Source organism: Pantoea sp. C1E2 (assembly GCF_056491465.1).
On the sequence record NZ_JBSZHT010000002.1, the window covers coordinates 2,651,005 to 2,666,932 of the forward strand.

Genomic DNA, 15,928 nt, shown 5'->3' on the forward strand with positions numbered 1-15,928 from the left:
CCCTGAGGTCTCAACGCGCCGCGTTAGCATTACGCAACGGCGAAGAATGGGGCTCGAATCCCGGCAGGTAACGCAGCACTGACAAATCGTCTGCGGCAATTGCCGGTTTCTGACCGGAAATCAAATCGGCCAATAGCTGACCGGATCCACAGGCCATGGTCCATCCCAGCGTTCCGTGACCGGTGTTGAGATAGAGATTAGACAGCGGGGTACGCCCAACAATCGGCGTGCCGTCCGGCGTCATCGGACGCAATCCCGTCCAGAACGTGGCCTGTTCAACAAAACCGCCTTCAGGATAGAGATCGTTGACCACCATCTCCAGCGTTTCACGTCGTGCAGGCGTGAGTTTGGTGTTAAAACCAACAATTTCTGCCATGCCGCCCACGCGAATGCGATCGTCAAAGCGGGTAACCGCCACTTTGTAGGTTTCATCAAGGATAGTGGACACCGGTGCAGCTTCCGGATTCTTAATCGGAATGGTGAGGGAATAGCCTTTGAGCGGATAAACCGGAATCGACAAGATATCTTTTAACAGTGCGGTCGAATAGGAACCAAACGCCACCACATAGGCGTCCGCCTTAATCACTTCTTCACCACACTTCACACCGTAAATGCGATTGCCTTCACGCAGCAACTGATCCACTGAGGTGTCATAGCGGAAGGTAACGCCGGCAGCGGCCGCCATCTCCGCCAGGCGCTGGGTAAACAACTGGCAGTCGCCGGTTTCATCATTGGGTAAGCGCAGACCGCCTGTCAGCTTGTGAGCCGTAGCGGCCAGCGCCGGTTCAACGCTATGGAGCTGATGTGCTTCCAGCAGTTCATAAGGCACACCGGCTTCTTTCAGCACGGCGATATCTTTGCTGGCACTTTCAAACTGTTGCTGGGTGCGGAACAGTTGCAAGGTACCGCCCTGACGTCCTTCATAGGCAATACCGGTGGAGGCGCGCAATACTTTCAGGCAATCACGGCTGTATTCAGCAATACGCACCATGCGCCCTTTGTTTTCCTGATAATGCCGCATGTCGCAGTTACGCAGCATGTTCCACATCCACTCCAGCTGGAATTTGCTGCCGTCGAGGCGAACGGCCAATGGCGCGTGACGCTGAAACATCCATTTTACCGCTTTAAGCGGCACGCCCGGTGCTGCCCAGGGCGCTGCATAGCCTGGAGAGATCTGGCCAGCGTTACCCGCGCTGGTTTCCAGCGCTGCGCCAGGCTGGCGGTCGATGACCGTTACCTCATGTCCAGCCTGCGCCAGATACCAGGCACTCGCCACTCCCACTACACCACTTCCAAGAATCACTACGCGCATAAGCCCCTCGCCGCGGCAAAAGCATAATCAACCATGAATACTGCCTGTATCAGCATAACCAGACAGCACTTCTCATCTTACATTCGACAGACATATTTCACATGTTTTTCACCTTTCTGCACACAGAAATCATGAGGCAGTGCAAAAATCAGGATTTTTTATGCCATAAAACCATTAACCAGCAATTTATTATGCGCAGGGCAGTGCTTTTCTCTTTTTTCAGGAGAAAGCGCCGTAGTCATACAATGTGCTTATAAACAGAATTTTGTTCTGCCAATCAATTAAAAACCAACAGTTGTCATCAGTAATGACTTAAGCGCTGATTTTTGAATGATTTTCTGCCAAAAGAATTCGATTGAGTTCCGGTTTCGGATAAGCGACAGTGGACTATCATTGAAGTGTTCGCTCAGTTTTATTGGGCCGTCTTTCTCAGGATGAAGCCTTAAACGATCGTGACAGGTGACAATCCGTTGCCTGCCGCTTGCAAAACAGAGGTGCGCTATGACGACAATCTTTGACGAGCCAACCCGGAGCAGTAAACGACTCAGTGATGGACCCGACTGGACCTTCGAACTGCTTGATGTCTATCTGGCGGAAATTGACCGTGTAGCGAAAAGCTACGGGCTTGATACCTATCCGCATCAAATCGAAGTCATCACCTCCGAACAAATGATGGATGCCTACTCCAGCGTGGGAATGCCGATTAACTATGCTCACTGGTCGTTCGGTAAAAAATTCATTGAAACCGAACAACGCTATAAACATGGCCAGCAGGGTTTAGCGTACGAAATCGTCATTAACTCCAATCCTTGTATTGCCTATTTAATGGAAGAGAACACCATGACCATGCAGGCGCTGGTGATGGCGCACGCGTGCTATGGGCACAACTCTTTCTTTAAAAATAACTATTTATTCCGCAGCTGGACCGATGCCAGCTCCATTGTCGATTACCTGTTATTCGCGCGGAACTACATCACTGATTGCGAAGAGCGATATGGCGTGGAAGAAGTGGAACGACTGCTCGACTCCTGTCATGCGCTGATGAATTACGGCGTCGATCGCTATAAACGTCCGCAAAAGATTTCGCTGCAGGAAGAGAAAGCCCGGCAAAAAAGCCGTGAAGAGTATTTGCAGAGCCAGGTGAACACCTTATGGCGCACCCTGCCGCGCAAAGAGAAGGAATCCGTGCACGTTCAAGCGGCGCGCTATCCTTCGGAACCTCAGGAGAACCTGCTCTACTTTATGGAAAAAAACGCCCCGCTGCTGGAATCCTGGCAACGTGAGGTGCTGCGTATCGTGCGTAAGGTCAGCCAGTATTTCTACCCGCAGAAACAGACGCAGGTAATGAACGAAGGATGGGCGACGTTCTGGCATTACACCATCCTCAACCATATGTACGACGAAGGGAAAGTGTCGGAACGCTTTATGATGGAGTTCCTGCACAGCCACACCAATGTGGTCTATCAACCGCCGTATAACAGCCAATGGTATAACGGGATAAATCCTTACGCGTTGGGCTTCGCCATGTTCCAGGACATCAAGCGTATCTGCCAGTCACCGACGGAAGAAGATCGCTACTGGTTCCCGGACATCGCCGGTTCCGACTGGCTGAAAACGCTGCACTTTGCCATGCGTGAATTTAAGGATGAGAGCTTCATCAGCCAATTCCTGTCGCCCAAAGTGATGCGCGACTTCCGCCTGTTTACGGTAATGGATGACGATCGCAATAACTTCCTGGAAATTGCCGCGATTCACGATGAGGCCGGCTACCGTGCGATTCGTCAACAGCTGTCGGCGCAGTACAACCTGAGCAATCTGGAACCTAATATCCAGGTCTATAACGTGGATCTGCGCGGAGACCGTTCGCTGACTTTACGCTACGTGCCACAGCAACGCGCACCGCTGGATAAAAGCCGCCGCGAAGTGCTGAAGCATGTGCATCGTCTGTGGGGGTTCGATGTGATACTTGAACAACAGAATGAAGATGGCAGCGTCGAGTTGCTGGATCGGTCGCCACCGCGCGGACCGGCACTCTAAGGATAAAAAAACCGGACTGTTAAAGTCCGGTTTTCTTTTAGCGCTTGCTGGCTAAATCATCTGGCATGCTTTTTTGCATGCTATGCCAAATCTCTCCGCTGCGACGCCCATACTCGCGTACGGTATCGACAATTTGATCCTGTGTGGGATTCGCACTGCACAAATCCGCCAGTTGACGGTAGAAGCTGCGAGCCTGATGACGCGCCTCAGGATTAGAGAAGTAGTGACGACCCACTCGGGTGTATAACCCTTTCAAGCCATTCAAAATCAAACCGTAAATCGGGTTACCGGACGCAAAGGCCAAACCACGGAACACGCGATAATCCAGTTCAGTGTAAGCTTCCGCTTTGTCCTCTTCGCTCAGTGCGGTTTCCAGCACTTCGCGCGCTTTGTCCGGATGGTGGCGCAGTGCACGGCTGATAAAGATCGACGCGATGTTAGTGCGCACCGACAGCAGATTATCAATTAGCTGCGGTACGCTATCGTGATCGAGGCGGGCAAGCGTTTCGAGAATGTTGAGGCCTGAAGTTTCCCAGAAATCGTTCACACGCGTAGGTTTACCATGCTGAATGGTTAACCAGCCATCGCGGGCCAAGCGCTGTAAAACTTCACGCAAAGTAGTGCGCGTGACACCAATCAGTTCAGAAAGCTCACGTTCAGCAGGCAGGATAGATCCCGGCGGAAAGCGACTGTTCCAGATGCTTTCAATAATATACTCTTCAGCAAATCCTGCGGGGCTTTGCGCCTTAATCACCATAGCATTTATTTCTCATTGCTTTCTTTGTCGTAATGGCACTCATCATACCAGAGCGGCTATAGCGTAAATAGACTGACAACCGATTAAAAGCGCGCGCTGGCGCAAAATTCAGCGGTGTTTTTGAACAGTCACACATCAACGCACTCGTTTGCGTACTACTGACCTTTCGTAACATCCGCTTGATCAGTAAATGCGATTTTTATGGCCTGGATCAGACTTAAGTCATTTTTGTACATGATTTTTTCCCGTTACCTGGCTGGCACGGTTACGCTTTTGGTTTACACTGCGAAGCATTAATGGTTACAGGATAAGCAATATGTTGCGATATTTGAATCAATGCTCACGAGGACGGGGAGCATGGTTATTACTGGCTCTGACAGCACTGGCTTTTGAACTGGCTGCACTCTTCTTCCAACACGTCATGGGACTGAAACCCTGTGTGATGTGCATCTACGAACGCTGTGCGCTGTTTGGCGTCATGGGCGCAGGCATCGTTGGCGCCTTCGCCCCAAAATCCCTGCCCATTCGTTGGGCCGCAATCCTGATTTGGCTGTACAGCGCTTATAAGGGCTTGATGCTTTCGATTGAACATACGAATATTCAGCTGCATCCGAATCCGTTTGTCACCTGTGACTTTGCTGCGCGTTTCCCCACCTGGCTGCCGCTGGATAAATGGCTGCCATCGGTGTTTGTTGCCAGTGGCGATTGTGCCGAGCGCAGCTGGACATTCCTGACCTGGAGTATGCCGCAGTGGATGATCGTGATCTTTGCCGCGTATCTGCTGGTCGGCGCGCTGGTGCTGATTGCCCAGCCGTTTAAGCCAAAACGCCGCGATTTATTCAGCCGTTAATCAAAACAAAACAGGCAGCTCTCGCTGCCTGTTTTCACTTCACCCGTTTCGATCGGGTCGATCGATAATGTGATCTTCCCAGTCGCGCACTTCACTTTCCCGCACCGCAATAAAACGCACCGAGATACGCTGCGCATGCATCGCCTTTTTCGAACCGGCCACCAGTGGATGCCATGCAGGCAATGTCCCGCCTTCGCCTAACAAACGATAAGCGCAGGTGCGCGGCAACCAGTTAAAGGTGGTGAGGTTTTCACGTGTGAGCTTGATGCAGTCCTCTTCATACTCAAACCGGCGCTCATAGTTACGGCACTGGCAGGTTTTGATATTCAGCTGATTGCAGGCCACATTAGTGAAATAGATTTCATCGGTATCCGCATCCTGCAACTTGTTCAGGCAGCACTGGCCGCAGCCGTCGCACAGTGATTCCCACTCTGCATCGTCCATTTGGTCAAGGCGTTTTGTCTGCCAGAAAGGTTGTTCAGTCATGATCGCGGTCCGGGTTGTGCAATAAGACCGCACCTTATAAAGGGTTAGGTGCGGTGATGCAAGTTTTACAGTACGCGGGTGGTAATACCGTGACCGGCCAGCGAATTTCAAGCTTGTCGCCAGAACGCATTGGGCCCACGCCTTCCGGGGTGCCCGTCAGGATCACGTCGCCCGCCCGCAGCGTAAAGTACTGGCTCATGTAAGCAATCAGCGGCAGGATTTTGTGAATCATATCCGCTGTACTGCCATGCTGGCGCACTTCGCCATTCACTACCAGCTTCAGTTCGGTATCTTGCGGGTCACCGCTGAATTCAGAAACCGGGATGAAGCCTGACAGCGGGCAAGAATTATCGAACCCTTTGGATTTTTCCCACGGCTGGCCGGCTTTTTTTAAGCCCGCCTGCACGTCGCGCAGCGTCAGATCCAATGCCACACCATATCCGGCAATCGCTTTGACCACATGCTCTTCCGTTGCCTGTTTCAGCGTTGAGCCAATCAGCACCGCCAGTTCCACTTCGTGATGCACTTCGCCGAAGTTGGCTGGAATCGAGAGCGGCTGACGCAGATCGCATACCGCCGTTTCCGGTTTGATAAACACCACCGGCTCTGTCGGCGTGGCACTGCCCATTTCCTTGATGTGCTTCGCATAGTTGCTGCCCACGCAAACCACTTTGCTGACGGGATAATCCAACAAAGCGCCCTGCCAGTTACGATGCTGATACATGCTGTTCCCCTGCATTAGTTGTGTTTGATGCCAGTCTGACTGGCGGATAGGTCAGGTTCAGTGCCGGAACGCGGCAAGCTGAGGAGGATTATATTAGCGGTTTTATGGCGGCAGACGTGGCGGAAATTGTCAAAAGTCGTTAATCATGCTCAACAAACAGGATCACCGCCTGAAATTATTGCCCGCAATAATGCTTAAAGCGGGCGAATAATTAATGCAAATAACACTGAGGATATTTACAGGGCATATTTACAGAGGAATCCGAATTAAACTTTTTTACTCTGATCAAGGTGAATGTTGAGCAGACTTTCAACCGGTGGTGGGATCTGTAAATAATAGCCTTGATCGCTCAAACCTTGCTTAACTTTATTGATATCTGCATTAGCCAGTTTGTCGCGTTTGTCCAGTGATAGCACCATCGCCAGCTGGGGTTTACCAAAGCCGCGCAGCAGTTCTTCAGGAACACGTGAAAAATCGTCTTTTTTTTCAACATAAAGATAAGTTTGTTCACGTTGCGGGCTTCTGTAGATCACACAAAACATATTTTTTACTCGAATTAACCTGTGGCGTCACTTGCCTGAATATAGCAGTAACTATAACATGCTTGCAGAACTTCGAATATTGACCGTTTGATGTTAATGATGATTTTATCGACGTACATCTTAGGGTCGTAAAACAGGACTGAGTCAGGACAGATGTCGCAAACGCCAATCGAATTCAAGGGAAGCAGTTTTACCCTGTCAGTGGTTCATCTGCACCATTCGCAACCCGAGGTGATTCGTCAGGCGCTGCAGGACAAAATCGACCAGGCACCTGCGTTTCTGCAGAATGCACCGGTGGTGCTCAACGTGTCAGCGCTGAACGGTGACATCAACTGGAAGCAGATGCAGCAGGCGGTCATCGCCACCGGTTTACGCATTGTTGGTGTCAGCGGTTGTAAAGATGAAGCCCTGAAAAAGATGATTGCCCGTGCAGGCTTGCCGGTGCTGTCAGAAGGCAAAGAGAATCGCAAGCGTGCGGAAGCGCCAGTGGTAGAAGAAGCCCCGCCCATTGTGGCGCCGGCCGCTGAAACCACCAGTAAAACCCGCATCATCAATACGCCAGTGCGCTCAGGCCAACAGATTTACGCGCGTAATGCCGACCTTATCGTCACCAACAGCGTCAGCGCCGGTGCCGAACTGGTGGCAGACGGCAATATTCATATTTACGGCATGATGCGCGGTCGTGCGCTGGCCGGTGCCAGCGGTGAACGCGACAGCCAGATTTTCTGCACCAACCTCGCAGCCGAGTTGGTCTCTATTGCCGGGGAGTATTGGATGATTGATCAGATTCCGGCGGAATTCTTTGGTAAAGCTGCGCGTCTGTGTCTTAAAGACAGCGCGCTCACCATTCAGACACTTTATTAGGCCCCTTTTCTTTCGTTAAGGAAATCAACATTTATGGCACGCATCATTGTAGTTACATCGGGTAAAGGGGGCGTTGGCAAGACCACGTCAAGCGCGGCCATCGCAACCGGTTTAGCGCAGAAAGGCAAAAAAACTGTCGTCATCGATTTTGATATCGGTCTGCGTAACCTCGACCTGATCATGGGCTGTGAACGCCGTGTGGTTTATGACTTCGTCAACGTCATCCAGGGCGATGCAACACTGAACCAGGCACTGATTCGTGACAAGCGCACGGAGCAACTCTATATTCTGCCTGCTTCACAAACACGCGATAAAGATGCGCTGACCCGCGAAGGCGTAGAAAAAGTATTAAACGACCTGGCTACGATGGAATTTGACTTCATCGTCTGTGATTCGCCAGCGGGTATCGAAACCGGTGCACTGATGGCGCTGTACTTCGCGGATGAAGCGATTATCACCACCAACCCGGAAGTCTCTTCCGTGCGTGACTCCGACCGTATCCTCGGCATCATTTCTTCTAAATCGCGTCGTGCTGAAAACAGCCAGGATCCGGTGAAAGAGCATCTGCTGCTGACCCGTTACAACCCAGGCCGCGTGACGCGTGGTGACATGTTGAGCATGGAAGACGTGCTGGAAATCCTGCGCATTCCACTGGTGGGTGTGATCCCGGAAGATCAGTCGGTACTTCGTGCCTCGAACCAGGGTGAGCCGGTCATTCTCGACGCTAACTCTGACGCCGGTAAAGCTTACGCTGATACCGTAGATCGCCTGCTTGGCGAAGAACGCCCCTTCCGCTTTATTGAAGAAGAGAAGAAGGGTTTCCTGAAACGCCTGTTCGGGGGATAACCAATGGCATTATTAGATTTCTTTTTATCCCGTAAGAAGAACACAGCCAACATAGCCAAGGAAAGGCTGCAGATTATCGTAGCCGAACGCAGAAGGGGCGACAGTGAGCCCCACTATCTGCCACAACTGAAGCGCGATATTTTGGAAGTGATCTGTAAATACGTGAAGATTGACCCGGATATGGTGACCGTTCAGCTTGATCAGAAAGGGGACGATATCTCCATCCTGGAGCTTAACGTCACTCTGCCGGAGACGGAAGACGAGCCTAAATGACAGTAGCGGGTTCCTGATTTTCCCCTGCGTTGTGCGCAGGGGAAAACCTTCGGCTTATAAGGCCTGCAGGATCTCGTCGATACGTTTTTGCAGCAATTCACCACGCCAGCCGGTCAGCAATTCGGGTGTGCGGCATCCGCTTTTCAAGCCCCAGTAAACGCTCAGTACCTGATTAATCTGGCGACGTGAAGCCAGCAATTCCTGACTGAAACCCGTCTCTTCGCTTACCTGTAACACCAGGGCTTTGATCGCTTTAAATGCCTGTTTGTAATGCGGATGGTCAATCAGATTGGGCAGCGGCTGTGGCAAGGTGGATTCATCCTGTGCCTGCGCTTCGGCTACCAGCGCTACCATCGCTTTCCCGTGGAAGCGAATTTCGTGACCATTCAGACCCAGATGATCCAATTCACCTAAGCTACCCGGCATAAACCGCGCGACTTTCCACAAATTCTCTTCACGCACCACAAAGTTCACCGCCATATCTTTCTGACGGGCAATGTTCAAACGCCACGCAGCGAGGCGCTGCAGTGCAGCCAGTTGGCGCGGACGCAACTGCCATGCGTTGGTGATGTCACGCCATGCATCCTCTGGCTGCAAAACGTCAAGACGACGCTGGCACAGATTATCGCATTCACTCAGCGCGGCAGCCATGTTGCCCGCGGCTTCGGTCTGCTCCACTAACTGATGCGCAATCGGCAGCAAGTAAGCCACATCTGCTGCGGCATAAACGCACTGGCGCTCAGTGAGTGGGCGCGCCAGCCAGTCAGTGCGGGATTCACTTTTATCCAGTTCAATCTGATTAAAGTGGTTCACCATTGAGGCAAAGCCCCACGACAGCGGTTGCCCTGCAAATGCGGCTAAAACCTGCGTATCCACCATCGGATCGGGTAAGCATTTAAAGCGATGCAGGAACACTTCGAGGTCTTCGCCACTGGCGTGCAGGAACTTGGTGACGTGGGTATCTTGCAACAGCGCGACAAACGGCGCCCAGTCGCTGATATTCAGCGGATCGATCAGAACCAGTTGTTCACCATCGAACAGCTGGATCAGACCCAACTGCGGATAGTAAGTGCGGGTGCGCACGAATTCAGTGTCCAGCGCAACGGCGTCATGCTGGCGCGCTTGTTCGCACACGGCAGCCAGCTGGCTGTTTTGGTCGATCAAAGTGTAATTCACGTATTCATTCTCGCTGCGGCACACTTCGCGCAGCGCTCCATGTTAAAAGCAATAAAAACGCCGGACTGAGCCGGCGTTAACCTTGGGAGAGTGGCAGCTTACTGCCCTTCTCGCTTCGCCTCGTCACGCAATTCGCGGCGCAAAATTTTGCCGACGTTGGTCTTCGGCAGCTCATCTCTAAACTCGATAATCTTCGGCACTTTGTAGCCGGTGAGCTGACGGCGGCAATGATCCAGCACTTCTTCTTTGGTCAGTGATGGATCCTTTTTAACGATGCACACTTTCACCGCTTCGCCTGAAAGGTCGCTGGGAACACCGATTGCCGCGGCTTCGCGCACTTTCGGATGCTGCATCAGCACATCTTCGATTTCGTTAGGATACACGTTAAAGCCTGACACCAGAATCATGTCTTTCTTGCGATCGACGATGCGAATAAAACCTTCGCCATCAACGGTAACAACATCACCGGTGTGCAGCCAGCCATTTTTCAACACTTCTTCGGTGGCATCCGGTCGTTGCCAGTAACCCACCATCACCTGCGGACCACGAATACAGAGTTCGCCAGGCTCACCTGGCGCCACATCGTTATCTTCGTCATCAACGATGCGCACATCCGTTGAGGGTACAGGAAGACCAATGCTGCCGGTGTGGCAGGTGATGTCATAAGGGTTCACCGACACCAGCGGTGAACACTCGGTCAAACCGTAACCTTCGAGCAGATAATGCCCGGTGAGTTTTTCCCAACGCTCGGCCACGGCTTTTTGCACAGCCATGCCGCCACCCGCGGATAAACGCAGCGTAGAGAAATCGAGCTTATTGAAGTTTTCGTCATTCAGCAGAGCATTGAACAGCGTGTTAACGCCGGTGATCGCTGTGAACGGGAACTTGCTCAGCTCTTTAACAAAGCCGGGAATGTCACGCGGATTGGTGATCAGCAGGTTGGTGCCGCCGAGATCGAGGAACAACAGGCCGTTTACCGTTAACGCAAAGATATGGTACAGCGGCAGTGCCGTGACCACCTGCTCTTTGCCAGGCCGCAGCAGTTTGCCGTAGGTAGCTTTGGTCTGCTCCAGGTTAGCCTGCATGTTACCGTGGGTCAGCATCGCGCCTTTGGCCACGCCGGTGGTTCCGCCCGTGTATTGCAGGAAGGCCAGATCATTATTGGTCAGCGTCGGACGCTGGTAACGCATCTGCGCGCCCTGCTGCAACGCGCTGCGGAATGGCACCGCACCGGGCAGATGGTATTTCGGCACCAGCTTCTTAACATACTTCACCACGAAGTTGACCAGCGTGGCTTTGACCGGGGCAAGTTGATCGCCCATACGCGTCAGCATCACATGCTTGATCGGCGTCTCCGCAACCACTTTTTCCAGCGTGTGAGCGAAGTTGGACACAATCACAATCGCGCTGGCGCCACTGTCATTTAGCTGATGTTTGAGCTCACGCGGCGTGTAGAGAGGGTTAACATTGACCACCACCATCCCCGCACGCAGCACGCCAAACAGCGCCACTGGATATTGCAGCAGGTTGGGCATCATCAGCGCTACGCGGTCGCCCTGCTTCAGGCCCAATCCTTGCTGCAGCCAGGCCGCAAAGTCGCGACTTTGCTTATCCAGCTGACGGTAAGTCATCGGCTGGCCCATGTTAATAAACGCCGTTTGATCGGCATACTGCAATGCTGCGTGTTCGAAAAGTTCGACCAAAGAGGTATAACGGTCCGCATTAATCTCCGCAGGAACGTCTGCCGGATAGCGTTTAAGCCAAACCTTATTCAAAGAATCACCCCGATATTCTTGTTGCGTAGCCATCGCCGCCTCTGCAATCAGTGTTGTTAACAATATTTTAACTGATTGTACCAGTTTGCCTGTTTCGGCATTTTCAGGTTGCGAAGCGCATCACTAAATTTCGCGCATCGGTTGCGCATCCAATAAAAAAGCCCGGTCGCGAGCACCGCGACCGGGCCGTTAAATAATGAAGATGGATTACTCGGTCAGAATGGTTTCCACCTGCGCGGGGCCGGTGTTCATGTTCATCCCCCAATAGGGATTGGGTCCCCAATAACCCGGATGACGACGCGTCGGTCCGTACCAGATCCAGGGATCGATAGGCTGCGGTGGAGTCATCACCTGCTGTGTCAGGTGCCAGCGCTGATAGCCGCGCACATCCACCACCACGAAGTTGTAACTGGCTTTCCCAATCTCACCCTTTTCGGTGCCTTTAATATTGCCGAGCACCGTGATGTATTGGTTGTTCAGATCCACTGGATCAACAAATCCGCGAATATCGGCAAAGATCCGGCCTACAGAGGCAGAGCCTAAACGCGGTCGCGCACTGTCATCCAGCGGTTGGGTGGCAATCTCCACACGCGTGATACCGGTCAAATTCGTGACCTTCACCACTTTACCGCCGAAGCGCGACTCCTGGCCGACATACAACTGCGGCGCATTCATCACACGTAATAAATCTTGCTGTGGAAGTTGAGAACTCCCTTTAATGGAATCTGGCACCGAAACGCAGCCGCTGAGCAACAACGCGCAGGCTAACAGAGCGCCAGACATCCCTTTACGACTTATTGGCATAGCACTTCTCCTGTTATTTCTCAGTTAGACTGGGCGCTTACGGAATAGTTGCGTGGCGCTTATCGGCCTGGCAACTTTTTCCATGCCACTTCATTACGCAGGTAAACCGGCTCGGCATTTTCCACCGCCACTGACTCATCGCGCTGCCAGGCACTCAGTGCCAGTGGCAGCATGTCCTCTGCTGCCGGCAAGATCACTTCGGTAGTCACTAAGGTTGCGCCGGTCGAGCTTAACAGATGTGGATAAGCCGCCCAGCCGGTGCCGACCGTTGCCCACTCGCCGCTTAGCTGGGCGATACGCGCCTGTGCGTCTTCAGGCTTTAATACGGCTTCCGAATCTGCACCTTGCCATTCACCGTTAGCATCACGCTGGTACTCAGCCCAGTAAACTTCGCCCATACGCGCGTCAATGGCGGCCAGCACGCGTTCAGCACCGGTTAAGCGCCATGCGCCCTGAGCCATGGTGGCAAGGGAAGATACGCCGATCATCGGCAAGTTCGCGCCCAGCGCCAGCCCTTGCGCAATGCCAATGCCAATGCGCACGCCAGTGAAACTGCCCGGTCCACGGCCGAACGCCAGCACGTCAAGCGCAGTCAGATCCAGCTGCTGCGCCTGCAACAGCTCCTGGATCAGCGGTAAGATGCGTTGGGTGTGATCGCGCGGGGCGATTTCAAAGCGGGCATCGATCTGCTGATCGTTGAGCAGCGCGGCAGAACAGGCTTCTGTCGCCGTGTCCAGAGCTAAAATTCGGGCGGACATAACAACCTCTGAAAGTCAAAATGGCGCGCATCTTAACACAGCCTGGCACAAATTAGTGCTTCTCAGGCTGACGGACGAAGGCGATGGCGCGCTGTAGATCGCGGGTGCGCGGCGTGGGTGGCAGGCTATTGAGGAACAAGCCGCCATAGGGACGCGACACCAGGCGCTGATCGCAAATCACCAGCACGCCACGGTCGTCCGTGTCTCGGATCAATCGGCCGACGCCCTGCTTCAGGGTAATCACCGCATCCGGCAGTTGCACATCATTAAAAGGATCGCCGCCGCGCAGGCGGCAATCTTCCATGCGCGCTTTGAGCAACGGGTCTTCCGGTGAGGTAAACGGCAGCTTATCGATAATCACCAGTGACAGCGCATCACCACGTACATCAACCCCTTCCCAGAAGCTGCTGGTCGCCACCAGCAAGGCATTACCGGCTTCAAGGAACTGCTTCAGCAGCTGCCCTTTACTGGTTTCACCCTGCAATAACACCGGTAAGGTCATGGAGGCACGAAATTCGGCGGCCAGTTCGCGCATCATCTTATGCGACGTACAGAGGAAGAAGCAGCGTCCTTTATTGGCATCGATCAACGGTTTCATCATCCGTGCCAGCTGACGGGCACCGCCGGGTTGATTGGGTTCCGGCATATTGCGTGGCACACACAACAGTGCCTGTTGCGTGTAATCGAAGGGACTGTCGAGAATCATGGTGGTGGCTTTATCGACGCCCAATCGGCTGGAGAAGTGGCTCATCTGCTCATTCACCGCCAGCGTGGCCGAGGTGAAAACCCACGCCGCTTTACGGTTGTCCATCACTTCACGGAAACGTTCTGCCACCGACAGCGGCGTTAACGCCAGCGTGAAGTGGCGGCTGGTGCACTCATACCAGTAACTGAAACCCGGTTCATCAATGGCACGCAGACGTTTGAGCCGGGTGCGATACAGCGCGGCACGCTCGAATGCCGCGTCCAGCAGCGCCGAGCGCCCCAGCGACAATTTAATCACGTCGTAGCAAAGTTCCAGCGCATCATCTAGCAGGGTCAACATACGCATGATGTTGTTGTCGCTCAGCAGGTCGCGCAGGTTGCCGCGAAAGCCAGGCTCGCCCAGTGTTAAACGGAAATCCTGGGCGCATTGCGCCAGACGATCGGCTGACTTCTGCAACTGCTGCACGTCACGCACCTCAGTGCGATAAGCAATAATGATGTCTTTGGCGAGGTCCTGCAGTTGGCGGCTCGAAAGCTGCTGACCAAAGTACTGGCTGGCGATATCGGGTAGCTGATGCGCTTCATCGAAGATCATCACATCGGCCTCTGGGATCAGCTCACCAAAGCCGCCCTCTTTAACCACCAGATCGGCAAGGAACAGATGATGGTTCACCACCACCACATCAGCATCCATGGCTTTTTTACGCGCCTTCACCACAAAGCAATCTTTGTAGAGCGGGCAGTCGCTGCCGAGGCAGTTATCGTTGGTGCTGGTGACAAACGGCCAGATCGGACTGTCTTCGGCCACGCCGGAACAGCTGCTGACGTCGCCATCCGACGTTTGATTCGACCAGCTGCGCACGTTGATCAAATCCCCGAGGGCCTGCACAGTGAGATCGCCACCGGTTTGATTTTGCTGCTCCAGACGTTCGAGGCATAAATAGTTGGAACGCCCCTTCAGCAGAGCGGTTTTACCGCTGAACTTCAGGGCACGGGCAATGGTGGGCAAATCGCGGTTATAAAGCTGATCCTGCAAAGCTTTAGATCCGGTTGAGATGATGACCTTTTTTTCGCCCGCAGTGCGGGTGCCAGATAGGCATAGGTTTTACCGGTACCGGTGCCGGCTTCAACCACCAGCTCACCGCTCTTCTTCACCGCTTCCATGACTGCCTGCGCCATTTCACGCTGCGCGGCACGCGGTTTGAAACCTGGAATAGCCTGCGCCAGCGCGCCATCAGCTGCAAAATCGTCTGCCACACATCCTCACCGATTGGTCAAAAACACTGTAATTATGTCAGGATTCCCCTGAGGCGACCACAACAGATGACAGCGGCCTACAGGATATGGCAGGCTAGCGCAGCGAAATTACAGGAGAACACCATGACCATTACGCGTATTGATCCCGCACCCCGCATGTCAGAAGCCGTAGTGCATAACCAGACCGTCTATTACACCAGCGTGCCAGAAAATCTGGATGCCGATGCCGAAGCGCAAACCGCTGACGCGCTGGCAGTGATTGACGCGATTTTGACTCGTGTTGGATCAGACAAAAGTAAGATCCTCGATGCCACGATTTTTCTGGTCGATAAAGCCGATTTTCCGGCCATGAATCGTGCATGGGATGCATGGGTATCACCTGATAACGCGCCGGTACGTTGCACCGTGCAAGCGGGCCTGATGAACCCCAAATACAAAGTAGAAATCAAAATCATCGCTGCGCTGTAACCCTTTCGGGCGTTATTCGTTTTCTTCGTCTTCGTCGTCTTCGAACATCGCCCGGATCCTTTCACCCTTGTAGTTCTGACGGATCTCTTGTGCCACCTGCGCAATCGCCTGACCACTCGCCATGCCACCCGCCATCAATTCCTGGATACGTTCCACAGCTTGCTGTTGCTGTTCATGAGATAAAGCTGGAAGACCTGTAAACATTATTTGCTCCTGATGCAAAAGGGGACGCATTATTCCACGCGGAACAAACAGGTGCCAGCGACAAAAAAATATGCCAGGCTACGCGCCTGC

15 protein-coding genes and 2 pseudogenes are annotated in these 15,928 nt (G+C 53.2%); 6 read left to right on the top strand and 11 right to left on the bottom strand.

The window, feature by feature from the left end; all coding sequences use genetic code 11:
* Positions 1–10: 10 nt before the first annotated feature.
* Positions 11–1,312, bottom strand: a complete 1,302-nt coding sequence (locus ACXI0A_RS12755) for a D-amino acid dehydrogenase (RefSeq protein WP_476148496.1) — start codon at positions 1,310–1,312, stop codon at positions 11–13.
* 501 nt (positions 1,313–1,813) lie between these two features.
* Between ACXI0A_RS12755 and ACXI0A_RS12760 the strand changes: the two genes are divergently transcribed.
* Positions 1,814–3,349 (top strand): SpoVR family protein, encoded by a 1,536-nt coding sequence (locus ACXI0A_RS12760; RefSeq protein WP_224931811.1) that lies wholly within the window; start codon positions 1,814–1,816, stop codon positions 3,347–3,349.
* 37 nt (positions 3,350–3,386) lie between these two features.
* On the opposite strand, the gene fadR is transcribed toward ACXI0A_RS12760, so the two are convergent.
* Complete coding sequence (fadR, locus tag ACXI0A_RS12765) at positions 3,387–4,106, bottom strand: fatty acid metabolism transcriptional regulator FadR (protein WP_045816077.1); 720 nt, start codon at positions 4,104–4,106, stop codon at positions 3,387–3,389.
* A 316-nt stretch (positions 4,107–4,422) separates the two neighbouring features.
* On the opposite strand from fadR, the gene dsbB reads away from it, so the two are divergent.
* Entirely contained in the window at positions 4,423–4,956 is a 534-nt protein-coding gene (dsbB, locus tag ACXI0A_RS12770) for a disulfide bond formation protein DsbB (protein WP_476148493.1), read from the top strand.
* Positions 4,957–4,995: 39 nt separating this feature from the next.
* Here dsbB and ACXI0A_RS12775 read toward each other — a convergent pair whose 3' ends face one another.
* The 3 genes and pseudogenes from ACXI0A_RS12775 to ACXI0A_RS12785 all read right to left on the bottom strand — a co-directional run bounded on the left by ACXI0A_RS12775 (position 4,996) and on the right by ACXI0A_RS12785 (position 6,708).
* Positions 4,996–5,442 (bottom strand): YcgN family cysteine cluster protein, encoded by a 447-nt coding sequence (locus tag ACXI0A_RS12775; protein ID WP_224931806.1) that lies wholly within the window; start codon positions 5,440–5,442, stop codon positions 4,996–4,998.
* A gap of 65 nt (positions 5,443–5,507) precedes the next feature.
* Positions 5,508–6,166: pseudogene (locus ACXI0A_RS12780) on the bottom strand (fumarylacetoacetate hydrolase family protein).
* A gap of 266 nt (positions 6,167–6,432) precedes the next feature.
* Positions 6,433–6,708 carry a YcgL domain-containing protein gene (locus tag ACXI0A_RS12785; RefSeq protein WP_058959843.1) on the bottom strand — a complete coding sequence of 92 codons (276 nt, stop codon included), beginning with the start codon at positions 6,706–6,708 and terminating at the stop codon, positions 6,433–6,435.
* Between the two features lie 153 nt (positions 6,709–6,861).
* Here ACXI0A_RS12785 and minC point away from each other — a divergent pair, with 153 nt between their 5' ends.
* Genes minC through minE form a run of 3 tightly spaced genes read left to right on the top strand, consistent with a single transcriptional unit; the run spans position 6,862 to position 8,691 of the window.
* Positions 6,862–7,572, top strand: a complete 711-nt coding sequence (gene minC, locus ACXI0A_RS12790) for a septum site-determining protein MinC (RefSeq protein WP_476148491.1) — start codon at positions 6,862–6,864, stop codon at positions 7,570–7,572.
* A 33-nt stretch (positions 7,573–7,605) separates the two neighbouring features.
* Positions 7,606–8,418 (top strand): septum site-determining protein MinD, encoded by an 813-nt coding sequence (gene minD, locus ACXI0A_RS12795; protein WP_084934493.1) that lies wholly within the window; start codon positions 7,606–7,608, stop codon positions 8,416–8,418.
* A 3-nt stretch (positions 8,419–8,421) separates the two neighbouring features.
* Positions 8,422–8,691: a cell division topological specificity factor MinE gene (minE, locus tag ACXI0A_RS12800; protein ID WP_100700693.1), complete on the top strand. Its 270-nt coding sequence runs from the start codon at positions 8,422–8,424 to the stop codon at positions 8,689–8,691.
* A 54-nt stretch (positions 8,692–8,745) separates the two neighbouring features.
* On the opposite strand, the gene rnd is transcribed toward minE, so the two are convergent.
* From rnd to ACXI0A_RS12825, 5 genes and pseudogenes are all read right to left on the bottom strand, one after another.
* Positions 8,746–9,867, bottom strand: coding sequence for a ribonuclease D (gene rnd, locus ACXI0A_RS12805; RefSeq protein WP_476148488.1), 1,122 nt, complete (start codon positions 9,865–9,867; stop codon positions 8,746–8,748).
* Positions 9,868–9,965: 98 nt separating this feature from the next.
* Complete coding sequence (gene fadD / locus ACXI0A_RS12810) at positions 9,966–11,642, bottom strand: long-chain-fatty-acid--CoA ligase FadD (protein WP_476148486.1); 1,677 nt, start codon at positions 11,640–11,642, stop codon at positions 9,966–9,968.
* A 207-nt stretch (positions 11,643–11,849) separates the two neighbouring features.
* Positions 11,850–12,446 (bottom strand): Slp family lipoprotein, encoded by a 597-nt coding sequence (locus ACXI0A_RS12815; protein WP_224931799.1) that lies wholly within the window; start codon positions 12,444–12,446, stop codon positions 11,850–11,852.
* Positions 12,447–12,505: 59 nt separating this feature from the next.
* A complete protein-coding gene (tsaB, locus tag ACXI0A_RS12820; protein ID WP_476148484.1) occupies positions 12,506–13,204 on the bottom strand; it encodes a tRNA (adenosine(37)-N6)-threonylcarbamoyltransferase complex dimerization subunit type 1 TsaB in 699 nt (232 codons plus the stop codon).
* Positions 13,205–13,256: 52 nt separating this feature from the next.
* Positions 13,257–15,166, bottom strand: a pseudogene (locus ACXI0A_RS12825) (ATP-dependent DNA helicase).
* Positions 15,167–15,289: 123 nt separating this feature from the next.
* Here ACXI0A_RS12825 and ACXI0A_RS12830 point away from each other — a divergent pair.
* Entirely contained in the window at positions 15,290–15,634 is a 345-nt protein-coding gene (locus ACXI0A_RS12830) for a RidA family protein (protein WP_224931793.1), read from the top strand.
* 12 nt (positions 15,635–15,646) lie between these two features.
* Here the strand turns inward: ACXI0A_RS12830 and ACXI0A_RS12835 are convergent, their stop codons facing one another.
* Positions 15,647–15,838 (bottom strand): YoaH family protein, encoded by a 192-nt coding sequence (locus ACXI0A_RS12835; protein ID WP_224931791.1) that lies wholly within the window; start codon positions 15,836–15,838, stop codon positions 15,647–15,649.
* Between the last annotated feature and the right edge of the window lie 90 nt (positions 15,839–15,928).